The organism is Ancylomarina sp. YFZ004 (genome assembly GCF_054254355.1).
On sequence record NZ_JBTCHQ010000006.1, the window covers coordinates 105045 to 129418 of the forward strand.

General features: G+C 35.5%; 20 protein-coding genes. 12 read left to right on the top strand and 8 right to left on the bottom strand.

Features of this window, described 5'->3' with window-relative positions; all coding sequences use genetic code 11:
* Positions 1–116: 116 nt before the first annotated feature.
* A complete protein-coding gene (locus ACXR6G_RS11300) occupies positions 117–455 on the bottom strand; it encodes a DUF6122 family protein (protein ID WP_458361536.1) in 339 nt (112 codons plus the stop codon).
* Positions 456–541: 86 nt separating this feature from the next.
* Positions 542–1984 (bottom strand): thioredoxin-like domain-containing protein, encoded by a 1443-nt coding sequence (locus tag ACXR6G_RS11305; protein ID WP_458361537.1) that lies wholly within the window; start codon positions 1982–1984, stop codon positions 542–544.
* 265 nt (positions 1985–2249) lie between these two features.
* Here ACXR6G_RS11305 and ACXR6G_RS11310 point away from each other — a divergent pair, with 265 nt between their 5' ends.
* Positions 2250–3539 carry a cysteate synthase gene (locus tag ACXR6G_RS11310; protein WP_458361538.1) on the top strand — a complete coding sequence of 430 codons (1290 nt, stop codon included), beginning with the start codon at positions 2250–2252 and terminating at the stop codon, positions 3537–3539.
* A 70-nt stretch (positions 3540–3609) separates the two neighbouring features.
* Here ACXR6G_RS11310 and ACXR6G_RS11315 read toward each other — a convergent pair whose 3' ends face one another.
* The gene (locus tag ACXR6G_RS11315; RefSeq protein WP_458361539.1) at positions 3610–4527 is read right to left on the bottom strand and encodes a glutaminase; all 918 of its coding nucleotides are present in this window, start codon (positions 4525–4527) and stop codon (positions 3610–3612) included.
* Positions 4528–4725: 198 nt separating this feature from the next.
* Positions 4726–5949, bottom strand: coding sequence for an MFS transporter (locus ACXR6G_RS11320; protein ID WP_458361540.1), 1224 nt, complete (start codon positions 5947–5949; stop codon positions 4726–4728).
* A gap of 521 nt (positions 5950–6470) precedes the next feature.
* On the opposite strand from ACXR6G_RS11320, the gene ACXR6G_RS11325 reads away from it, so the two are divergent.
* Positions 6471–9914: a hypothetical protein gene (locus ACXR6G_RS11325; RefSeq protein ID WP_458361541.1), complete on the top strand. Its 3444-nt coding sequence runs from the start codon at positions 6471–6473 to the stop codon at positions 9912–9914.
* Between the two features lie 123 nt (positions 9915–10037).
* Here ACXR6G_RS11325 and ACXR6G_RS11330 read toward each other — a convergent pair whose 3' ends face one another.
* The 3 genes from ACXR6G_RS11330 to msrA all read right to left on the bottom strand — a co-directional run bounded on the left by ACXR6G_RS11330 (position 10038) and on the right by msrA (position 13994).
* Complete coding sequence (locus ACXR6G_RS11330; RefSeq protein WP_458361542.1) at positions 10038–12320, bottom strand: Periplasmic ligand-binding sensor domain-containing protein; 2283 nt, start codon at positions 12318–12320, stop codon at positions 10038–10040.
* 323 nt (positions 12321–12643) lie between these two features.
* Positions 12644–13222, bottom strand: coding sequence for a tetratricopeptide repeat protein (locus ACXR6G_RS11335; RefSeq protein ID WP_458361543.1), 579 nt, complete (start codon positions 13220–13222; stop codon positions 12644–12646).
* A 157-nt stretch (positions 13223–13379) separates the two neighbouring features.
* Complete coding sequence (gene msrA / locus ACXR6G_RS11340; protein WP_458361544.1) at positions 13380–13994, bottom strand: peptide-methionine (S)-S-oxide reductase MsrA; 615 nt, start codon at positions 13992–13994, stop codon at positions 13380–13382.
* A gap of 231 nt (positions 13995–14225) precedes the next feature.
* On the opposite strand from msrA, the gene ACXR6G_RS11345 reads away from it, so the two are divergent.
* From ACXR6G_RS11345 to ACXR6G_RS11375, 7 genes are all read left to right on the top strand, one after another.
* Positions 14226–14801, top strand: coding sequence for a molybdenum cofactor guanylyltransferase (locus tag ACXR6G_RS11345; protein ID WP_458361545.1), 576 nt, complete (start codon positions 14226–14228; stop codon positions 14799–14801).
* A 370-nt stretch (positions 14802–15171) separates the two neighbouring features.
* Complete coding sequence (locus tag ACXR6G_RS11350; protein WP_458361546.1) at positions 15172–17406, top strand: molybdopterin-containing oxidoreductase family protein; 2235 nt, start codon at positions 15172–15174, stop codon at positions 17404–17406.
* A 3-nt stretch (positions 17407–17409) separates the two neighbouring features.
* Positions 17410–17943, top strand: a complete 534-nt coding sequence (locus ACXR6G_RS11355) for a 4Fe-4S dicluster domain-containing protein (protein ID WP_458361547.1) — start codon at positions 17410–17412, stop codon at positions 17941–17943.
* 20 nt (positions 17944–17963) lie between these two features.
* Positions 17964–18905: an NrfD/PsrC family molybdoenzyme membrane anchor subunit gene (gene nrfD / locus ACXR6G_RS11360; protein ID WP_458361548.1), complete on the top strand. Its 942-nt coding sequence runs from the start codon at positions 17964–17966 to the stop codon at positions 18903–18905.
* Between the two features lie 65 nt (positions 18906–18970).
* Complete coding sequence (locus ACXR6G_RS11365) at positions 18971–19492, top strand: YeeE/YedE thiosulfate transporter family protein (protein WP_458361549.1); 522 nt, start codon at positions 18971–18973, stop codon at positions 19490–19492.
* Positions 19493–19565: 73 nt separating this feature from the next.
* Entirely contained in the window at positions 19566–20156 is a 591-nt protein-coding gene (locus tag ACXR6G_RS11370; RefSeq protein WP_458361550.1) for a YeeE/YedE thiosulfate transporter family protein, read from the top strand.
* A 76-nt stretch (positions 20157–20232) separates the two neighbouring features.
* Complete coding sequence (locus tag ACXR6G_RS11375; RefSeq protein ID WP_458361551.1) at positions 20233–20853, top strand: rhodanese-like domain-containing protein; 621 nt, start codon at positions 20233–20235, stop codon at positions 20851–20853.
* A gap of 75 nt (positions 20854–20928) precedes the next feature.
* Here the strand turns inward: ACXR6G_RS11375 and ACXR6G_RS11380 are convergent, their stop codons facing one another.
* Entirely contained in the window at positions 20929–21285 is a 357-nt protein-coding gene (locus ACXR6G_RS11380; RefSeq protein WP_458361552.1) for a hypothetical protein, read from the bottom strand.
* A gap of 243 nt (positions 21286–21528) precedes the next feature.
* Here ACXR6G_RS11380 and ACXR6G_RS11385 point away from each other — a divergent pair, with 243 nt between their 5' ends.
* From ACXR6G_RS11385 to ACXR6G_RS11395, 3 genes are all read left to right on the top strand, one after another.
* Positions 21529–22761 (top strand): sensor histidine kinase, encoded by a 1233-nt coding sequence (locus ACXR6G_RS11385; protein ID WP_458361553.1) that lies wholly within the window; start codon positions 21529–21531, stop codon positions 22759–22761.
* 4 nt (positions 22762–22765) lie between these two features.
* Positions 22766–23467 carry a response regulator transcription factor gene (locus ACXR6G_RS11390; RefSeq protein ID WP_458361554.1) on the top strand — a complete coding sequence of 234 codons (702 nt, stop codon included), beginning with the start codon at positions 22766–22768 and terminating at the stop codon, positions 23465–23467.
* 147 nt (positions 23468–23614) lie between these two features.
* Positions 23615–24277: a YggS family pyridoxal phosphate-dependent enzyme gene (locus ACXR6G_RS11395; protein ID WP_458361555.1), complete on the top strand. Its 663-nt coding sequence runs from the start codon at positions 23615–23617 to the stop codon at positions 24275–24277.
* Positions 24278–24374: the final 97 nt, after the last annotated feature.

A 24374-nucleotide genomic window follows, 5' to 3' on the forward strand; every position in this document is an offset into this window, starting at 1 on the left:
ATGTTGTTATAGTATTAGAGTAGGATTGTAAATCCTAAACATTTTACTTGCAGATTATTCTCAAGTTCATTAATATATTAGCAAATATGCAAGAGCGAGGGGTTTTATTGTTTTTACTATTTAAGAAGATTTGTCCAAATACAATCTTGAAAATCGGTAAGCATGTGCAGTAGTAAGCCAATCGCTACGATTCTAAGTTTCGGGAAAAATGCCATAATGAAATAGATGCCGATGGCATAATAGGAGTGAAGCGGATGGAAGCCAATACTGCATCTTCCTGCTTCGAATATGGGTGTAGCCAGTAAATGATCTAAATCGACTAGCATAGTCGCAAGCATAATGAGCCATGCTTTTTTCCATCTCTCACTAAAGAAAAACCAAGCTATAGCTCCTGGAAATAATAAGTGTAAGCTATAATGTACAATAGTTTGAAGAATGTGTAGATATTCATTCATCGTATATCTGATTATTTTTGGTTGACATGTAATTCAAAAAAAAGCTATCCATTTAGGATAGCTTTTTATAGTAATTGATAAGTCGTTTATGACTTTTCAGCTTTACGTTTCCTCTCATGATCTAAAAAGCCTTTTAAATTTTCAATATCTAGACGTTTTGCAACAATTTTTTTATCCTTATCGAGAAGGTAAATTGTAGGGGTAGAATAAACATCATAGAATAACCTGAAATTACTTTGATAATTGGGATCGTAACAGTTTATGAAATCGTATAGCTCGTTGTCCTCAATGTATTTTTGCCAGGCTTCTTTTTCTTGTTGGGTGTATATCGCCATAATCTTCACATTCAAGTCTTTATATGCATCTAGAATTTCAGGCTTTAAACGAGGTGTCACTTTTTTACAGTGCCCACAGTCTGTTTCAAAGAAGTAGAGAACCGTATAGTCGGCATCAACTTCGTGTAATTTAACATGTTCACCATCTATGGTTTCCAAAGCTAAATCTTGAGCTTTCATATCAATTAAATTGTACTGCAGTTTAATAACTCTCTCTTTAATGTTTGCCATTAGTGTTGAGTCAGCCCAAGTTGCCTGACCACTCAAATAGTAACGTTTAGCCAAATCTACAAAGGCAGCATCGATGCCCATAATCTTCGATTTAATGGCATAATTGAGTGCATATTGAGTGTAATATTGGAAACATTTTTTGTTAGGGCGCGCCTGCTCAATCAGCTTGACAGATTCTTTTACAATGGAATCACGCGACTGGATCAGAATGTTTTCGAAGAAAAATTTCAGTTTGTCTTTTAGTAAAGGTGTGCGAAGAAACCTATCGTCAGCAGGAGTCAGATTCGATAAAAAATGATCCTTTGTCCAAAGGTAATTTCTGAGTTTTATTTCTTTATCACGATCAGGAAAATCAGAAGCAATAGAATCATTAAAGTCTGGTGCTTCAGGAGAAAGTGTAAAGTTGGCAAATTCTGAAACAAAACTAGGCTTAGGGAATTTTTCATTCAATGTCTTGATATAAGCTTTTACTTCGATATCTGCTTCTTTGAAGAGTTCTCTGTATTCGGCTTTAGCTTTTTCATCCTTAAGCTTATCCTTATATTCTGCCTGAAGTTTTTTACTCGTCTCTGTTTTAGCTTTCATGAATTTCTGAAAATCAGCAAAAGCTTCACTCTCTTTTGAACCTTTTATCACAAGCTCATTTACGAAGTTTTTAGAATCCGATTCGATTGAGAATTCTTGATCATTACCTATTAAAAGATCAAAGTATTTTTGTGAAGGTAGGTAGACCACGTAAATCCCTTGATCTAACAAACTATCTGTCTCAAATAAACCAATGCCATTGATAAGCTTAGTGGTATCATCGGCGAAAATTCTTCCGTCAAGATAGTGGGCTAGATAAGCAGAACTATCACTGACATTTTCAAGCTTAATATCAATCTTTAAGTTTTGAGCCTGACTGTTTAAGTTTCCAAAAACAATTGCTGTAAGTAGAATGAGAGATATGTAAAATAGTTTCATGTGTATTTTGATAGATGTAAATTTCAAAGGGGAAAATTACAAAATATTGAAATTAAAATAGCGAATCTAATGAATTGAAACGTCAATAATTGTTAAATGAATCTTAAATTATTGAATTTGGCCTGATTATATGAGCTAGAATGTGCTAATTATGTATGGTTTTACTCGCTTATGATTTTCATTTAATAGAATATGCTGAGACTTATTGATATCTAATAATCAATTGCTATTTTTAGGCTTTCAAAAAAACAAAACTATTACTAGCATGACAAAAGAATTTCAAGCTACCCAATATAAACTGGAATCAGTAAAATCAGGAAAACGATTTGATGATGAAGGTTGGACTTTGGATGCACCAGGTGAGAGCGATCCATCTTTGATTAGAGCAATTTATGAGAAGAAACAATTGGAAGTTAAAGACAATTCATTGGGGATTTATAAATTCTCTGACTGGTTGCCAATTCATAAAACATTAGAAGGATCTTCAGCTCCTGCAACTTATAAAAGTGAGGGATTAGCAAAATATTTAGGTTTGAATAATCTGTATATCACTTTTAGTGGTTATTGGCCAGAGAAAGGTGCGAACTTTCGTACATGTTCTTTTAAAGAAACTGAGGCTTATGCTGTAAGTGGCCGATTGAATTCTACTGATCAGGTTTTGGTTGTTGCTTCAGCCGGTAATACGGCCAGAGCTTTTGCTCGTGTCTGTTCTGATAATAATATTCCATTGCTATTATCTGTACCTGAGGATAATTTATCGGCACTTTGGTTCGATGAACCAATTAAGGATAATGTTCGTTTGATTGCGACTAGATCAGGTAGTGACTATTTCGATGCAATTCACCTATCAAATTTAGCTTGTGCTTTAGATGGCTTTGTAGCTGAAGGTGGTGCGAAAAATGTGGCTCGTCGCGATGGTATGGGAACAACTGTTCTTTCTGCAGTAAGCGAGATTGGTCAGATTCCTGATTATTACTTTCAAGCTGTAGGTAGTGGAACAGGTGCAATTGCAGCTTGGGAAGCTAACTTAAGGTTTATTGAAGATGGTCGTTATGGAGCCAATAAGATGAAACTAATGGTTTCTCAAAATGCGCCATTCCTTCCAATTTACGATGCTTGGAAAGCTGATTCTCGTGCCATGTTACCTTTAGAGGATAAGTTGGCTCGTAAGCAAGTTGAGGAGATTGATGCAAAAGTGCTTTCGAATCGTAAACCTCCCTATCCAATTGCTGGTGGTTTATTCGATGCGATGAAAGATGCTGGAGGTGATGTTTTGGTTGCTAGCAATGAGGAAGCTCTTGAAGCTGGTAAACTATTCCTTGAAACTGAAGGGAACGATATTAATCCTGCAGCAGCAGTGGCAGTTGCTACTTTGGTTAAGCAAGTAAAAGAAGGCAAGCTTGATAAAGATGCCTGCATCATGCTAAATATTACAGGTGGTGGTGAAGAACGTATGAAAAGAGAAAAAGAAGTGACTTATCTTAAGCCATCGCATGTATTCGATATCGATGCAGATATGGAAACTATTAAAGAGGTGCTAGAGAAGTTATTTTAGTATAGTATAAAAGAGAATGCCGCAAGTCAGATGTCTGATTTGCGGCTTTATTATGTGATGATCTTTTGGGCTAGAAAATAGACAACTCCGATTTAGTCGTCAGCATTTCCAGAGCTAATATGCCTTTATAGGAATTCCCTTTATTATTTAGACGAGGGCTCCAAACAGCTACCGAATATTTACCCGGATGGATAGCCACAATACCGCCGCCTACTCCTGACTTTCCAGGTAAGCCAACTTTGAAAGAGAATTCCCCGGCTTCATCGTAAAAACCACAGCATTGCATAATGGAGTTGAGACGTTTCGATTGACTGCTTGTAATCACTCGTTCTTTTGTTAAAGGAATGCAGCCATTATTGGCAAAAACTAGAAAGGTTTGAGCTAATTCCTCACAAGTCATTTCAATGGAGCAGATGTCATAATAGAAATCCAGAACCATTTCAATTGGGTTATTGATATTCCCAAAGGATTTCATCATGTTGATGAGTGCGGCATTTCTATAGCCATGTGCTTTTTCGGACGCAGCTGTTTTATTGTTGTAGTGAATTTCTGAATTATGAGCGAGTTGACGAACGAAGCTTATAAATTCATCTTTGGGTTTATCTAATCCACTCAAAAGAATGTCGCAAATAACAATGGCACCCGCATTAATGAAAGGGTTACGTGGAATGCCTTGTTCATATTCCAATTGGACTAAAGAGTTAAATGCTGTGCCTGAAGGCTCAACCCCCACACGTTTCCATATTTTTACACCCACAGTATTGAAGGCCAAACACAAGGACAGGACTTTAATGATACTTTGGCAAGAAAATTTCTCCTGATGATCGCCAAGACCGTAATGATGACCTTCTATCGAGCAAAAGTGTATGCCAAATTTATCAGGATCAACATTTGCTAACTCAGGTATGTATGTTGCTAACTGACCTTTGTCTTTGATGTGTGACAGGTCGGTGTAAACTTCTTGTAGAATTGTTTTGAAATTCATCATTTATCGAATAATATATTGGACAAAAGTAATGAAATAGTTGATGTGGTGATGAGAGGATGTGTAGATATGAAAATGTGCGGATATGGTGATTTGATGATGTGTTGATATGGTGATGTGTTGATATGGTGATGTGTTAATTTGGTCTTAACCGATAACGGACAACCGACAACGCTCTTCGACTTTCTGACCTTTTGACTTTTATTCCTTTTTTCGATAACTGATAATGCTAGTAAGCATTATCAGACTAATCGAGACTATAACTAGAGCAATACCTATTCCCCAGGTATCAGCAAGTACACCAAATGCGAAAGCTATAACAGCTGAAAATAATGTTCGCAGTTGAGATTGTGATGAATAAACAGAGGTTAATAATTCACTGGGCACATTGTCGGCAACAAAGGAGGTTAATATTGGTTTTCGGATATTTTCGATAATAAATATAAGGGCGAATGAGACAAATGCCCAAATCCACATTTCATAGATAAAGAAAACACCACAAGCTAAACCGAATAACAAACCAAGAAGTAGTGTTTTAGTTGCGAGTTTCGTCGGTGCCTTTTTTAAAATTACTGATGAATATTGTGAGGCATATGCTGTGAGCAAATAAATAAGGAAGTAGAGTATGCCGATGACAATTCCATTTTGTCTATCTATATCAATGCCCCTTAGGCTTGGAAGAAGCATAGCAATCCCCAACATAATGGCCTGGATGTAGTCCTTAAGTGCTTTAAGATATGCGGTGTGAAAGGCTGAGGTACTAAGCAATTTTAAAACTGATTTCTGCTTTAATACTTGATACAAAGCTTGAATGCTATTAATGAATGATCTCTCTTCCTTCTTATTCTCTGATCGATCAATCTCAGATGGGTAAGTTAAAATAAGAAGGAAGTTGATTACGTAGGGAATAGTTGAATAAATAAAGATATTCTGATAGTTGCCATCAATAAAAATTAGAATCCCAGCTAATAGGGCTGAAATAGCCGACCCCCTTTGCGACCAGGAGCGCGTGTGTCCATAATATTCCGACTTATAATTGGTCCAATTGTTCAACTTTAAATAATCCATCATCATGCCTTTGTGAGAGCCTGAGCGGAAAGCATCTGCAACACCAAAGATGATAAAGGCAAATAGATAGAGCCAGAAGTTGATTGAAAGCCAAAAAATAAGAAAAGAGAGTGTAAATATGAGAAGTGCAGCGGCAAGTGATTTTTTTCTACCATAAATATCTGCAATTAAGCCAGATGGGATTTCGAATAAATTGGTGATGATTTCCCTTGTGGCATATAATATCCCAATTTGTGTAAAACTCATGCCTTTATCAATAAGGAACAGAATTAAAAATGCGTCGAAAAACCTTAGGTTTTTTAAGAAACCATAGGCGCAAAACTTTCTGTATTGTTTGTTTTTTATTTGGGAATTCATATGAATAGGGACAAATTGACATTATAGACTACAAAATAAGTAATGATTTTCATTCTATCTATTAGGATTTTTCACAAAAAAGAGAATTTGGAAGAATTATCCTAATATGTTTTTGAACATTTTTCATGTTAGATTCAAAAAAAAAGGCTGTGAGTTTTGAAAAATTACTATTAACAATATGTGATAGTGGTTAACTTTGTATTTGTGTTCTTGATTTACGGTGTTAATCATCTGTGAGTTAGGTGGTAACTTGTGATTACTGTAAAATCACTTTTTGCATCGATATCGATTGCAATAAATCGACCTGATTAATGAAAAAAATCTTTAATGATAAAAGTCATGCAAATCGCTATTCGCAGGTATTGTACAACATAGAGTGATTAATGCTGAATTATTTCTTCAATACAAAAATATTTATAAATTTGAATTCGAAAGTCAGGCTGGAAATACTGATTTTATATCGAGCACGGACATAATTAATTAAACGCAGCATTTTTTGCGTTTATAATCAAGTTAGGGATATGATTAAGAAAAGAAAATTATTAGTTAGAGATCTTACCTTAAGAGATGGACAACAATCGCTTTTTGCGACCAGAATGCCTCAGTCAGAAATTGAGAAAGTTCTTCCTCTATACAAAAAAGCAGGTTTTTATGCTTTGGAAGTATGGGGTGGTGCAGTACCTGACTCGGTGATGCGTTATTTGAACGAGGATCCATGGTATCGTCTTGAATCAATCAAAAAAGAGATTGGTGATGTTTCTAAACTAACCGCATTATCACGTGGTCGTAATCTTTTTGGATATAGCCCTTACCCCGAATCGGTAATTGAGAAGTTTAATACTCAATCTGTAAAATCAGGACTTGGTATCATGCGTATTTTCGACTGTCTGAATGATATCGAGAATATGAAATCAACTATTAAGTATGTAAAAGCTGCTGGCGGTATTGCCGATTGTGCAGTGTGTTTTACAGTTGATTCAAAATTTCCTGAGAAAAAAGAAGATCGTGATAGAATGACGATTAAGAATCTTCCTAATCAGATTTTTGACCTTGAATACTTTGTTGACTTAGCAAAGAAGTTAGAGGCAATGGGTGCTGATATGATTTCTTTAAAAGATATGGCTGGTTTAGCTTCTCCTTTAATTGCCGGAAAAATTATCCGTCGCTTTAAAGAGGAACTAAGTGTGCCAGTTGATTTTCACTCGCATTCTACTCCTGGTTATGGTTTAGCTTCAGCTTTAACTGCTATTATAAATGGTGTTGATATTATCGATACAAACATCATGAATTTTGCAGGTGGTTCTGCTGCTCCTGCTTATGAGTTAATCTATCTTTTCTGCCAAAAACTAGGCATTGAATTAGATGGCGACCCTAAAATTGTAGTTCAGATTAATAAAATCCTAAAAGAAATTCGTTTGGGAGCTCTAGCTGAAGTTGATAGCTACAAACAATTCCCTATCGAATTTGATATAACTAAAGATAAGCTACCAGCTGAAATTGACAAGTTGTTTGTTGATGCAATTAAGTATGCTAAAGCTGATAAAGAAGACGAGCTTTTAGTGGCTTGTCACGCTATCGAAAAATATTTTAATTTCCCGGCTCCTAACGAAATGGTTAAGAAAGCCGAGATACCTGGCGGTATGTATACCAACATGCTGAACCAGTTGAAGTCTTTAGGTTTGGAAACCCTACTCGAGAGAGTGTTGGAAGTTGTACCAGTGGTGCGCCTGGATGCAGGTTGTCCGCCATTGGTAACTCCTTCTTCCCAAATTATTGGGGTACAGGCCGTAAATTGTGTGATCGATGAGAATTCGGGTCGCCCATTTTACACCAATGTAAACAATCAGTTTTTCAATCTTGTAAAAGGAGAGTACGGTACAACACCAATTGAGATTGCACCTGAATTCCGTGAGAGAATTACGGGGAAAGCTGAAGAATCGGCTTACGATATGGATAAATATCAGGCTCCTGAAAATTCAATTTTGTCACAGTTTGGTGATGTGAAATTGGCTGCTGATGATAAGGAATTCATGTTATTAGAATTGTTTCCATTAGTAGCTAAAGGTTATTTGGAAGGCAAACGTAAGATTGAATTTGAAGCTAAGCGTGAAGCAAATAAAAAAGCCATCGCTGCTACCAGATCTAAAATCAAACGTACAGCTAAACTAAAGATTAGAGACTTAACCTTACGTGATGGTCAACAGTCATTATTTGCGACTCGAGTACCTCAGCACGAAATAGAAAAAGTATTGCCTTTCTATAAGGATGCTAAGTTTTATGCCATGGAAGTTTGGGGTGGTGCCATTCCTGATTCAGTGATGCGTTACCTTAACGAGGATCCATGGTATCGATTGGAATCAATCAAAGAAGTTATTGGAGATGTTTCATATCTTACAGCTCTTTCTCGTGGACGTAACCTTTTTGGATACAGTCCATACCCAGAGTCAGTGATTGAAGGTTTCAATAAAAATGCAGTAAAGAGTGGTTTAGGTATCATGCGTATTTTCGACTGTCTTAACGACGTGAATAATATGGAAACCACTATTAAATATATAAAAGAAGCAGGCGGTATTGCTGACTGTGCAGTATGTTATACTGTAGATCCAAAATTCACTCGTAAGCAACGTATTCAAGCGGTATTATCAGGAAAGAAATTACCAAAGAAAATTTTCGATGTCGATTATTTCTTGAATAAAGCCAAGCAGATGGAAGCTTTGGGTGCTGATATGATTTCTGTAAAGGATATGGCTGGATTGATTCCACCATCACTTTCAGGACAAATCATTAAGCGTCTTAAGAAAGAGGTTAAGGTACCTATCGATTTTCATACTCATTGTACTCCAGGTTACGGTTTAGGTGCTGTATTGATGGCTATTATAAATGGTGTTGATATTGTTGATACTAATATCTTAAACTTTGCTGGTGGACCTGCGGCTCCTGCTTTTGAAATCGTTCAGATTTTTGCAGATAAGCTTGGTTTGGATACAGGTGTCGATTTAGATGCTGTCGTTAAAATCAATGCTGAATTGAAAGGTATTCGTGAGAGAATTGCAGAATTTGATTCATACAAAATGTTCCCTCGTGAGTTTGATATTACAGCTGATTATTTACCAGCTGACATTGATGCTCTTTTCGATAAAGCAATTGTATTGGCTAAGGCTGATAAGGAAGCTGAGTTGTTAGAGGTTTGTAACGCAATTGATGTCTGGTTCAATTTCCCTGCTCCTAACGAGGAGGTAAAAGCTGCTGAGATCCCAGGTGGAATGTACACCAATATGTTGGCTCAATTGAAAGGCTTAGGTCTTGAAGATTTATTGCCTACTGTGCTTAAAAAAGTACCTGAAGTTCGTATAGCTGCTGGTTGTCCTCCTTTGGTAACACCATCGTCCCAAATCATTGGGGTGCAAGCTGTAAATTACGTTTTAGATGTAAACAGTGGAAAAGCACCTTATACCAATGTGAACAATCAGTTCTTCAACCTTGTTAAAGGGGAATATGGTGAGACACCAATTGATATTGATCCTGATTATCGTGAGAAAATTTGTGGACAACGTGAAGCAACGGCTTATGATGTAAGTAAATATAAAGCACCTGAAAATCTAGTTCTAGAAGAGTTTGGTGGCGTTAAGTTGGCTCAGAATGAGAAGGAAATGTTGTTGTTGGAATTATTCCCAACTGTAGCGCTACCTTATCTGAAAAATCTTAGAGCTGAAGCCTTCTATAACGAGCAAGCAGAAATCGAAGAACAGAAGCAAAAAGAAGCTGCTGAACGTCGTGCTGCTTTCGATGGTATGACAGCTGAACAGAAAGAAGAAAAAGTTCTGAAAGGTTTATACAACATAGAGTGGTTATCATCACACACAAGTCCAGAAATTAAGCAACCAGAATGGACAGTGTCGAAACTCGACCAAAAAACCATCGATATGCTTAATCGTGAAAAAGTAAAATGTCAACCCAAAAAATAATTTTTTTTGAGTTAGTATAAAATAAAAAAGCTCCACCTATTCGGTGGAGCTTTTTTAGGATTATATCCTGCTAACGAGAAGACTCGGGACAATACTTCCTGTCCCCATAATGAGTGACTTTAATTATTGAATAATAATTTTTTGTGTGTGGATTTTTTGTTCTGTTTCAATCTTTAGGATGTAAATGCCTTTGGAATATTTACTAATGTCAATTGGGAATTTTCTTTTACCTGATAAATGTTTTCTAAGAATAGACCTTCCCTTTAGGTCTAGAATTTCAATACTGGCATTTTGTGTGTCGATAGTGAATCTTCCATTAGATGGGTTAGGGTATACCTGAGCTGTCGTTGTAATAATATCTTCTATACCTGTTGTTATGATATTGATATTTTTGACCTTTAATGTATCATAGGCATTTGTAATCAAAACCTCGTATGTTCCTCCATCCAAATTTGTGAACATACCATCATTCTTTACAAAAGTCTTTCCATTATCAATTGAAAACTGGAACGGTCTTGTGATCCCCTTTGTTGAAATATGAATGTCACCGGAAGTACTCTTTGTTTCACCCTCGTTAACCGCTACATTTTCAACCTCAATATCTGGAATCAATTCAGATATGCCATTATCGGTCCCAAACCAAAAATCACCATTTTTTTCACGATAAATACAATTGACAATGTCTCCAATCAGTTCATTACTTGAGTCATAATTGGACCAGTGATCTCCATCATATCTAAACAAGCCAACAGTGCTTGCAAACCACATAACTTGATTGTCATCTTCAAAAATATCAAGTACCCATACTTGTGGATAATTTTCTTCTTGGTACCATTTGTTGTCTTTGAACGTTACTATTCCAGCAGGAGTACCTACCCAAATTTTCCCATCAGATGATTGGGTAATACTGTAAATCGTATTAGAAGGAAGTCCGTCAGCTATTGTGTAGTTTTGCCAGCCTTCTGAATTATGATGACTTAATCCACCTTGTGTTCCAAACCACATTGTACCATCAAGATCTTGGAATATACATTGAACCCAGTTCTGAATTAAACCATCACTAGTTGTTAATGATTCAAATTTTCCATCAGAAAAAATATTAAGACCTTCTGAAGTAGCAATCCAAAGCTTTCCTTCATTATCTTCACAAAGGTCGTGAACCCAATAATCGGAAAGGCCGTTTGTAATATCGTAATGCTCCCATGTTTCATCTTTATAGCCAAATAAGCCTGTAACGCCACCAAACCATAATTTACCCTTACTATCCTGTAGACCAGAAGAAACCCACTTGATTTCTTTTCCTAGCTTCATTTCATGGCTTGTCCATGTATCATCTTTTAGATGACTGATTCCTTCGAGCGTGCAAAACCATAGTGAACCATTTGTTTCTTGAAATATTTTACGAACATCATTATGAATTAAACCTGAGTTAGAGTTTACAGTCTCCCAGTTTTCGCCATCGAATCGAGCCAAACCATTATCTGTACCAACCCAAATAACGCCATTACTGTCTTGAAGAATACTAAGTATATCAGCAGAAGGTAAATGATCATCTACGGTATAATTTGTAAAACCACTACCATCATAAGCTGACAAACCCGACCCGGTACCAATCCATATTAAACCTGATTTATCTTGTGAAATTACACGAGTATTTGAATTAACTAAGCCATCGTTTGTGTTGAGTTTTGTCCAGTTTTCTCCGTCATATCTATTAATACCATAACCATTCGTCCAAATACGACCATTTGTATCTTCAAAAATTGAAGTGATATAATTATCAGAACTTCCATCAAAAAGAATTCGATAATCCCAATCTTGACCATCAAAAATGCTTATTCCTTTACTTGAGGATCCAAACCACATGCTCCCTTTACTATCTTGAATAATTGTAGTGATGTAATTATCCGATAGACCATTTTCTGTTGTGAAATTCGTCCATGTGTTACCATCATATTTACTAACACCTTCCATAGTAGCAAACCAAATATTTCCTGCTTTATCCTTGTAAATCGAATTAACCTTGTCGTTAATAAGACCATCAGCTTCTCTGATATTTTGCCATTCTTCTCCATTGAATCGGCCTACACCTGAAGCGTAAGAACCATAACTAACCCAAATATTACCTTCATTATCTTCCACGATACTCCCGATCTCATTATCCTGCAAACCATCGTTTGTAGTAATAGATGTCCACTCATCATTTTTTAATATGCTAATACCAGATTCTGTCCCAAACCATAAATTTTGTTTGCTGTCTTCAAAAATGGCATAAACATATTTTCCAATTAATCCATTTTCACCGGTATTGGTGGTGGCATAATCAACATTGATCCATTGGTCTTGAGCTAAAGTGTTGAATAAACAACTTAATAGAATAGTAAACGTGAGTAAAGATCTTTTCATAATAATATCAGGTTTTCTGTTAGATTTTTAAAGATATTATATTTTATTGTTAATACAATTCATCTGAAATAGAACTTAGATTTTTGATCCTAATATAAATGAACGATTGAAACCTGTGAAATTCTTACTTTTGCTGATTAAGCAAAATGTGATACGATCTTTTTTATCTTAAGAGGCTTTAAACCTTATGAATTGGTTAAATCTAACCAAAAGGTGAGCTAGGTGGTGGTAAAAAAAAATGAAGTTTTACTCTAAAGTCTGTTTAATATAGACTCTTGAGTAAAACTTCATAATAATTTTTAGTGCTGTTTAATCTTCTCGATCTACCAGGTTAAAAAGACGGAAGTCCAAAAAGCTAATGGAACTACTGTATTCCAAATGACATCTTCTCTGTGTCTGGCTCTTTCTAGTCTGCGAGATTCAGCTTGATATCTCAAGATATTAATGCTCTCTTGCTCTTTATAGCGTAATAATTCTTTTTCTTTATTGATACTCTCCAGGTAATATTCCGCTTCGAAATTTTTATCAGGTCTTGCTTTTCTAATACTCAAAAGATCTCTTTCAGCATCATCCAGATAGTTTAAATGATATAGAGCCATGCCTCTTTGTAATTTTACCTCATTCAAGTAAGGCTGCTTTTTTAAGACATGATCAAAATCACGGATAGCTAGCTTGTAATTATTAAGCTGCATATACGCATAACCTCTGTCTTGAAATATTCGAGCGTAATACGGCATAATTTGAATAGCTGTATCCAATTGAGCAATGGCTTCCTGGTATTTACCTTCCAGAATCAGCATTCTGCCCTTGTCGTGATAATCTTTGTAACGCTCAACATTTTGTGCTTTTACAGAAGCAAGGGATAGTGTCAAGAGAATGACTAGGGTGATAAGTTTGTTCATGATGTTCTGTTTTAGATCATTTTGCTAATTGAATTGTCCGTACAGATTTTAGCAAGTATTGTGCCATTGTCTATTTTATAATATACAATTTCTTTCATTGATCCTCAAATCAAAATATCTTCAGATTAACTCATCATCAAATCACCACATCAAGGTATTACTTTTTCAGTTTGTTCTTAAAAGCTTTTCTGAATTTTTCTTGCTTTGGTTTTATAACAAAGCTACAGTAGGGCTGACTCTTATTTTGATTGAAATAGTTTTGGTGATAATTTTCAGCCTTATAGAATTTCTCCGCTGTTGCAATTTCAGTGACAATAGGATCGTCCCAGGCACCTGCTTTATCAAGTTCAGTAATTAGATTTTCAGCAGTTTGTTTTTGCTCTTTGCTGTGATAAAAAATCACCGAACGGTATTGTGTTCCCACATCAGCTCCTTGTCTATTTAAAGTCGTTGGATTGTGTACTAGCCAAAAAACTTCAAGTAGATCTGTAAAACTGATGACTTCAGGATTAAATGTAATTTGGCAAACTTCGGCATGCCCTGTTTCTCCAGTGCAAATATCTTTGTAAGTAGGATTGAGAGTTTGTCCTCCCATATAACCCGATTCCACCTTTTCAACACCTTCTAATTCCTGAAATATAGCTTCTGTACACCAAAAGCAACCTGATCCTAGTGTCGCAATTTCTTTATTATTCTTATCCATTTTTTTAGCTTGATTTGCTTGAACAACGGTAGATATGAGTAGTCCAAATATTAGTAGTTTTAGTTTCATAAGATCAATTTTTGAATGCTAATTGAATTTCACGTAGAAATACATAAAGCGCTTATTTGAAATCATTCTAAAGATACGCGCTCGAGCAGTAAAATAAAAATAAAAAGATGTTAATATCTGGTTAAAATCTGATTGTGAAAAAGAGTTCAGTTTTTGAACTGATCTTGTGTTTTCTATATAAATTGTTCAATAAAATTAATAAATGAATTGAATTTTTATTTAGATTTAAACATGCAAAAAAAGGAAGTAAAGATTGTAGGAATCGTTTTGTCTGGAGGAAAAAGCAGGAGAATGGGGCAGGAGAAAGGCTTGGTTAAATATCAAGGTAAAGCTTTAATCGAATATGCAATTGAAACTTTAAAACCTCTTTGTCATGAATTGGTGATTAGTACTTCGAATGATGACTATTCTTACCTTGCTTTACCTATGATTGCAGATGAAATCCCTGATTGTGGTCCAATAGGGGGTATTAGTACTTGCATGAAAGCAGTGGAGGCTGACGTATACCTCGTCATTTCCTGTGATACACCACACCTTCCTACCGAATTGTTCACTGATTTAATTGCGCAACTTAAAGGCAATGCTATAATTCCTATTGATGAAACAGGACGTAAGCAACCCCTTGCTGCCTGTTATTCTTCATCGGCTTCAAGCTTCTTTCATGAGGCTCTCAAATCAGGTCATTTGAAAATGATGAGCCTTCTTTCAAAAATGGATCCCCTTTATTATAAGCCATCTCCAACTCTTGATTATTACCAATTAAATCTCTTTTCGAACATGAACAGTATGGGAGATATATCAGACTAAAAGGTATGAATTTAATTCTATTTATTTGAAATCTAAATAGTCTTGTTTTGTGTTGGTTTCAAGGTGATTGACGTATTTTATTCTTTAGAATTGATCTAAAAAGAAACAAGGTATTTTAAAACATTTTTTGGATTGGTGTTTTTATATATGTTTACATGCATAAATGTAAGTTTCTAGATGTGTTGATGTGTAGAGATATTAATATTTATAGCCTCTTAAAATATCTGAAAAGGATTTTGAAAGAGAGGAATACAAGAAAATAAAACCTAATTATATGAAACCTTCACGAAAAAATAGTTCTGACTCAATCTGAGATTATTACTTTTTTACTGAAAGTTGCATACGACCTAAATATGAAAATTAGTATCATATGAACAGCAGAAGACAATTTTTAAAAATTAGTTCTTTAAGCGCTGCCGGAGTAATCTTTGGAGGAGGCATTTTTAATGCATTCGCCGAAAATCTGGTAAAAACCAACCCATCTCTTTTTAAAGGTCCTTTTGATTTTACTCGCACACCAACTTACTGTGAAGTATGTTTCTGGAAGTGTGCAGGTTGGGTCTATAAGGATGAGACTGGTCGCATAAAGAAAATTATTGGAAACAATGATGACCCTAACTGTAATGGACGTTTTTGTCCTCGTGGTACCGGCGGTGTTGGTATGTATAATGATGAGGATAGACTAAAGACACCTCTCATTAGAACTGAGGAGAGAGGAAAGCAAACTTTCCGTGAAGCAACATGGGATGAGGCTTTCGACTACATTGCTAAAAAACTGAAAAAGGTTAAAGAAGAGCATGGTCCAGAATCATTAGCTCTATTTTCTCATGGATCAGGAGGGAAATATTTTGGCAAAGTATTAAAGGGCTTAGGCTCTAATAATATTACAGCTCCGTCCTATGCACAGTGTAGAGGTCCCCGCGAGGTTGCTTTCATTGCAACTTATGGACAAGGGATTAATTCACCAGAGAATACGGATATTAGAGATACCAAGTGTTTGGTTTTAATCGGTTCTCATATTGGTGAAAACATGCACAATGGTCAGGTTCAGGAAATGTCTGATGCAATTGATAAAGGTGCTACCATTATTACTGTTGATCCTCGTTTTTCTACAGCGGCAAGTAAATCACAATTTTGGTTGCCAATTAAGCCTGCTACTGATATGGCTTTGCTTCTGACTTGGATGAATGTAATCATCAACGAAGAGCTTTACGATAAAAAATATGTTGAGAAATATTGCTATGGTTTCGATCAATTAAAAGAGCATGTTCAACAATATACCCCAGAGTGGGCTTACGGTGTAACGACACTAAAACCTCAACAGATTAGAGAAACAGCTCGTGCTATGGCTAATGCTGCTCCTGCTGTTATTGTACACCCAGGACGACATGTAACCTGGTATGGTGACGATACACAGCGATTGAGAGCCGTTGCCATTCTTAATGCCTTATTAGGTTCTTGGGGACGACGCGGAGGCTATTACAATCCTGAAAAGGCAAGTGTTCCTCATTATAAGATTCCAAAGTTTCCTAAGCCAAATAAATCGTGGCGTGAAGCTTTAGGTGGCAAATATAATTTAGCTGACTTGGCATTGGCTTCGGGCCTTTGTGATGCATCTATGCCAACTCATGAGTTGGGGCACCAAATTAAAGCCTGGATTGTTAACGGTACGAATCTAATAAATACCCTTCCTGATCAGGCCAAGACACTTGCAGCTATTCAAGCACTTGATTTAATTGCTGTGGTTGATACCATGCCAATGGAAATCACAGGTTATGCTGATGTTGTTTTACCAGAGTGTACTTATTTAGAGCGTTACGATTCTCTAAGAGTATCACAGGGAAGAGAGCCAAGTATTGCACTTAGAATGCCAGCTGTTGAGCCTAAATATAATACAAAGCCAGCTTATTGGATGGCTAGAGAAATAGCCAAAAGGCTTGACTTGCTAGATTATTTCCCATTTGAAAAACTTGAAGATGAGATTGATTGGGAACTACAGCAAGTAGGTACTTCTTTAGAAGAGATGCAACGAATCGGTGTAAAGCGCATCAAGCGTGAAGTTGATGACTTGTATTTTGGGGAGGATGAAGATGTTGAATTCAATACCAATACAGGTAAAATTGAGCTTTATTCGACTTCGCTTGCTGATGAAGGCTTTGAGCCAATGCCAGTATTTGTCCAGCATCCAGAGCCTCAGGAAGGTTTCTACCGTTTGATATACGGACGTGCACCCATGCATACTTTTAGCCGTACAGCTAATAATCCAAACTTAACAGACTTGATGGATGAGAATACTGTTTGGGTTAATCCGAAAGTTGCTAAGGAGTGGGATTTGAAGAATGATCAATATGTTTATCTGGAAAATCAAGATGGCATTGTTTCCGATTTCTCTATTAAGGTAAGAGTCACAGAACGTATCCGATTCGATTCAGTTTATATGGTTCATGGTTTTGGACATACAGATAAGCGTTTGAAGCGTTGTTTCGGTAAAGGTGCTAGTGATACGCAACTTATTACTAATGTAATGATGGACCCAATTATGGGTGGTACCGGAATGAGAGGGAATTTTGTGACATTTAGATTTGATAATAAAAAGGAGGCCTAAACTATGAGATATGCAATGGCTATCGATACCAAAAAGTGTGTAGGCTGCAGCGACTGTGTGGTGGCTTGTCAAACTGAAAATGATGTGCCTATTGGCTACTGCCGCGATTGGGTAGTAGAAGTAATGGACGGAACCTATCCTCAACTTGAGTTGGAAATTCGTTCGGAGCGATGCAACCACTGTGAGAATTCTCCATGTGTACGTTGTTGCCCTACAGGTGCCAGTCATTATGACGAAGGTGGTATTGTTTTGGTTGAAAAAAATAAGTGTATAGGTTGTAGTGCTTGTATCACATCTTGTCCTTACGATGCTCGTTTTGTTCATCCAGAAGGATATGTTGATAAGTGTACGTTCTGCTTACATCGTGTTAAGAAAGGTATGCAGCCTGCCTGTGTTGCTGTTTGCCCAACTAAGTGTATGTATTTTGGCGATTTAGATGATCCTAGATCAGAAGTTTCTATGATTCTTAAAAAGAGGAAATGGAAAACTCTAATTCCAGAAGCAGGAACAAAACCACACCTATACTTTTTAATCTAACCCTATAACGATATACTATCATGCGTGAAGAAATAATTGTTAGTGGTAGAAACAACCCGCTTATCGATCCTCAGCTTCATATTTGGCACTGGGAGATTCCCTTGTACCTTTTTTTAGGAGGATTGGCAGCTGGTGTTTTGTTTTTTGCTGCTTTATATACGATCAGAAACAAAGAGAATGATTACCGAACAGCTGTAAAGATTGCTCCTTTTGTAGCACCTATTGCACTTGTTATTGGTTTGATTGCTCTGTTTTTAGATTTGCATCACAAACTCTATTTTTGGAGATTATATACGACTATTAGATTGGATTCACCCATGTCGTGGGGTGCTTGGACCTTAATGTTAGTGACGCCATTATCTATGTTGTGGTGTGCTCTACATATCAAAGAGCTTTTCCCAAAATGGGATTGGAAGTTTGATATTATAAAAGACGTGTTAGCTTTCTTCGAAAAGAATAAGAAAGTTTTAGCCTGGATCATGTTGATTTCATCAGCAGTCTTAGGTATTTATACAGGGATTCTATTCTCGGCATTTAATGCACGTCCTCTTTGGAATACATCAATTTTAGGACCTTTATTCCTAGCTTCAGGTTTATCTGCTGGTTCAGCCATTACCATTTGGTTATCGAAAGACCATGCCGAGAAAAAGCGTTTTGCACAACTCGATTTAATGATAATTGGAGTTGAACTGTTTCTGATCATCCATATGTTTATGGGATTTTTGGCCAGTACTCAAGTTCAGATCGATGCAGCCAACTTATTTTTAGGTGGTGCTTATACCGCTCCATTCTGGATTTTTGTTGTTATTCTGGGAATGATTGTTCCTGCAATATTGGAGATCATGGAATTGAAGAAATTTAAAATACCTGTAGCCATTCCTGTAGTCTTGGTTCTATTTGGTAGTTTAATGTTACGTTTCATTATCTCTTATGCAGGCCAAGCTAGTCGTTGGCTTTATTAAATAAAACAAATCAAGAATTTATAATCATTTCTCAAGTCAGATTGAGATGGTAAAATATAAATCATATGAACGAAGTAAAGAAAACTAAATATTGGAACCCATATATCGGAGGTATCATGTTGGGTTTAGTCCTATTGTCTGCCAATTTTATTTCAGGTAGAGGCTTAGGAGCTAGTGGAGCTCTAAAATCTGTTGTCGTAAGCACAGTGAATACAGTTGCTCCTGATCATGCAGAGAATGCAACATTTTATAAGAATTATAACGAAACTCATGAGAACCCAATGAAATCATGGTTGGTTTTTCAGGTTTTTGGTGTTTTAGTTGGTGGATTCTTATCAGGAACATTCGCTAAAAGATTAAAATTTAAGGTTGAACATTCTCCTAAAATTTCATCTAAGAGAAGATTGATTTTTGCTCTTTTAGGTGGTGCCTTTTTTGGATTTGGTTCCCAGTTAGGACGAGGTTGTACCTCTGGTTCTGCTTTAAGTGGAATGGCCGTTTTATCCCTAGGTGGATTTATTACAATGGCTTGTATTTTCGGAACGGCCTTCGGCTTAGCGTATTTCTTCCGTAAAAACTGGATTTAAAAACTATTTTTTCAAGTGTTTAAGTTTTGAGTCATAAAAACTCAATTCTAAAATCTAAAAAATTAAAAATATTATGGGACCATTAATTGTAAATGAAATAATTTCTCCAGACACCAATTTGTTCTTAGCCTTCTTAATAGGTATTGGTTTCGGATTTGTATTAGAATCAAGTGGCTTTTCATCTAGCAGAAAATTGGCTGGTATGTTTTATGGCTACGACACAACTGTATTGAAAGTATTCTTTACGGCTGCAATTACCGCATTGTTAGGCATGTTATTCGGGAGCCTGTTTGGATGGGTAGATTTAAGCCTTATTTATATTAACCCGACTTACCTTCATTCTGCAATAGTTGGCGGTGTTATCATGGGTGTTGGTTTTATTATGGGTGGTTTTTGCCCAGGAACAGCTTTCTGTGCTATTTCAATTGGTAAGCTTGATGCTTTAGCTTTTATCGGTGGCTTATTTTTAGGAATCCTTGCTTTTACCGAAGGGTATCCATTGTTCGAAGAGCTTTATAAAGCTGAGTTTATGGGAACGCCTACCATTAATGAATTTTTTAACTTACCAAGAGGCCTTTTCTCTTTAGGTATGATTGCGGCTGCTTTTGGTATGTTTTGGGTTGGCGATTGGGCTGAAAAGAAATTCCCAAGAGAAGAGTATTAAAATCAATTAGGAATTACGAATTATGATTTTGTAATAAATTCGTAATTCGTAATTTAAAATTTGTAATTCTACTATCATGAATATAAGATTAAAATTAGCAGCTGTTTTTCTTCCTTTAGGATTAATCATTGCGGCTGTACCCGAAAATACAACAAAGGTTTATAAGTTAACCGCATCGGAGTTACTTGTAGAAGCTCAGGAAGGTGCTCAGTTTATGAGTACTGACGAAATTGCTGATATGCTCGTACAAAAAGATCCATCATTTCAATTAATTGATGTGAGAGCTCAGAATGAATTTGAAAAATTTCATTTACCAAATGCCATTAACATTCCTTTAACTGATATTTTATCAGATGATTGGGCTGATGTCTTGGATCAGGATGTGAAAATGAATGTTTTCTATTCGAATGGAAATTTAAAATCAAACGAGGCTTGGATGATTACACGTCAGTTGGGTTTTGAAAATAATTATGTGATGCAAGGTGGACTTAACTACTGGGCGGAAACAATCATGGATCCTAAAGCACCAGCATCAACGAGTCCTGATGATGAAATTGCTAAGTATGATTTCCGTAAAGGAGCAAGCATGGCTTTAGGTGGTGGTGCTATTAGCAGTACAAATTCAACTAAGAAGAGTTCTTCTAAGCCAGTTATTAAGAGAAGAAAGAAAAAGAAACGTGCCGCAGGAGGGTGTTAATTCTCTTTTGTTTTTCAGATATAAAAAAAGTGCTTATCGATCGATAAGCACTTTTTTTTTTGTAATTTTTCAAGCTTATTTCTTAGCTTCTTTTGTACAACAAGTTTTTGTGCAATCAGCTTTACAAGCTTTTTTCACTTCTTTTGTGCAACAAGCTTTTTTAGCATCAGCCTTAGAACACTCTTTTTTAGCAGTTTTTGAACAACATGCTTTCTTATCTGTTTTAGAGCAAGCTTTCTTATCAGCTTTTGAACAAGCTTTTTTTACATCTTTTGTGCAACATGCTTTCTTAGCAGTTTTCTTTGTGTCTTTTTTCTGATCTTGTTCCTGAGTTATAGTGATATCTGAATCAGCAGTAATAACTTGGTTAGCTGCTACACTTACTAAACTCATTGAGAAAACAAACAGAAGTCCGAATACTAATTTTTTCATAACTATTAAATTAAATGTTTAAAAATACGTTTCTAGTTCAAAATGTTGTCTAAAGATAATAAAAAGATGAAAGAGTCTTCTGTTAATGAATTGTTAACGGTTCAAACTATTAATAAATAAAGCTTATTTTTGAACTGTAATTAACATGAGTAAAAGAGCTTTAGATAGATTAAAAATATAAGTGATTTCTTGTTTTTTTATTATTACTCTCAAGCATTTTAAATAAAAACCTGTATAACATATATGACTCGATATAAATCACAAATATTTATTGGTGTATCAATTTTAGTTCTGATCATTCTTTTAATGATTCAAGTTCAGTGGATTAATAAAGCTCGTAAATTAAATGAAGAACAATTTAGACATTTGGTGGGACTGGCTTTGCACGAATCGGTAAGCGAATTCATGGAAGATCAGCAGTCCTGCTATGAGATGAGTGAATGTATGAAAAAACTCAAATCTAAGACGGATAGTGCCAGATTAAAATCTGAGATCAAGCGTTTAAATTTAATTATTGAGAATAAGTTTAAGCAGCATCAAATTAACTCAAATTATACCATTGAAGTTCTTTCAAAAGCTGATAAACAAGCCAGAAGTCGATGTTTTTATTATAGTATGCAGCAGGCTTTAAGTGATGATAAGGCCATGTTAAATGTTTATTTCGATAAACGTGAAAAAAATATACTCGACAGTATGGGTACTATGTTTATTGCATCATTAGTTGCCATTATTATTTTATTTTCTCTATTCGGAATCACTGTTTTATCACTACTCAGAGATAAAAAAATATTGGGTAGAACAACTGATTTGATTAATAATATAGCTCACGAATTTAAAACTCCTATGGCAAGTATTGCTCTTGCCTGTGGCATGCTAAAGAGAGAGAAAGTTCTTTCCGAACCTAAAAATGTATCTCATTATTCTGATATTATTTATACTGAGAATAACAGACTACGTCAACAAGTTGAGCAGTTATTAAAATTAGCTTGCATTGAACGAGGGGAATTGAAGTTAAATGCTGACGAGCTTTCAATACATTCATTATTATCAGAATGTGCCTCTTGTTTAGATATTCAACTTAAAGAGAAAAAGGGAACTATCGAATTTGATCTAAAAGCGACTCATGATAAGGTGAATGTTGATGAAGATTTATTACAGAATGTTTTCAAAAATTTGATTGATAATGCTCTTAAATATTCCTCTGATCAACCAAAAATTAAAATAAGTACAGAAACCAGGAATAATGAACTCTGCATTTCAATAAGTGATCAAGGTATTGGAATGACAAGAGATGAACAAAAATATATTTTCGATCGTTATTACAGAGCTCATACTGGTGATATTCACAACGTAAAGGGCTTTGGTATTGGTTTATCGTATTGTAAGATGATTATTGATGCCCACAAAGGCAGTATTAAAGTTTGGAGTAAGAAGAATATTGGTAGTACATTTACAGTAGTATTACCTTTAAGCTAAATATATGAGTACTGGAAAATCACCAAAAATTCTTCTGGTTGAAGATGACCCGAGTTTGGGTATGTTAATGAAAGATTTCCTTGGAATGGAAGGTTTTGATGTGACGCTTGCAAAAGATGGTGTTGAAGGACTTTCTTCTTATACTTCTGGTCATTTTAATCTTTGTATCTTAGATGTCATGATGCCATTGATGGATGGTTTTACTTTGGCTAAAAAGATTAGAAAAAAGAACGAGGATATTCCGATTATATTTCTGACTGCTAAGTCTCTTAAGGAAGATAAATTGAATGGGTTCGATTTAGGAGGAGATGATTATATAACAAAACCCTTTGATGAGGATGAGTTAGTAAGACGGATTAATGCCATTCTAAAACGTTCCTTTAAACTTATTGAAGAAACAGATTGTAAATGTAAGATCGGGATGTTTGATTTTGATCATTCAAATCTTGAACTTTCATTTAACGGAGAACTTACACGTATTACAAAGAAAGAGGCCGACGTCTTGATATTACTTTGTAATAGCCGAAATTCGCTGGTTAAAAGAGAAGAAATTCTACTGAAGGTTTGGGGTGAAAATGATTATTTTATGGGACGTAGTCTGGATGTGTTCATTACCAAATTAAGAAAGCATTTGAGGCCAGATTCTGCAATTAAAATTGAGAATGTACATGGTGTTGGATTTATTCTGACTGACGGAAAGAAGTAGGGCGTTTCTATCCTTTATACATGGATTCTACTTTTATTAAATAAATTCTATCCAGTTATGGATAAATGAAATTCTAATTATTCTTAACTAAGTTTCGATATCCTTTCTAAAATTGTAATTTTGGAAAGGATTTTTAAAATATAACTGATGAGTATTTCACAAAATATAGATAAGGTATTAAAAAGTATACCTGAAAACGTTAAGCTAATTGCTGTTTCTAAAACCAAACCTCAAGAAGATATTATTGAAGCTTATGAGGGTGGCTATAAGATTTTTGGGGAGAATAAACCTCAAGAATTAAAACAGAAATTCGAAGCACTTCCAGGGGATATTGAATGGCATTTTATTGGTCATCTTCAGACGAATAAGGTCAAATATATTGCAGGTTTTGTTCAGCTTATTCACGCTGTGGATAGTATGAAACTTTTGCAGGAAATTAATAAGCAGGCTTTGAAACACAATCGTGTTATCAATTGTTTATTACAATTTCACATCGCACAGGAAGAAAGTAAATTTGGTTATGATTTAACTGAAGCGAAGGAAATGTTGAATTCTGATGAATTTAAGAGCCTTGAAGGGATTAATATTGTTGGTGTTATGGGTATGGCAACTTTTACGGATAATCAAGATCAAGTTCGAGCTGAGTTTAAGCAGCTTAAGGGGAATTATGATGTTTTAAAATCAGGATTTTTTCAGGATAATACCGACTTTGCTGAGATCTCTATGGGGATGTCGGGCGATTATGAGTTGGCAATTGAAGAGGGAAGTACAATGGTTCGGGTAGGAAGTTCTATTTTCGGTTCCCGATAGTTTTTTTATAAAGTAATAGACGATTAATAGTCAAAGCAAATAAGTCTCTTGAATTATTAATAAGTTACTTTAAATGTTAATTGATTCCTCTAATTAA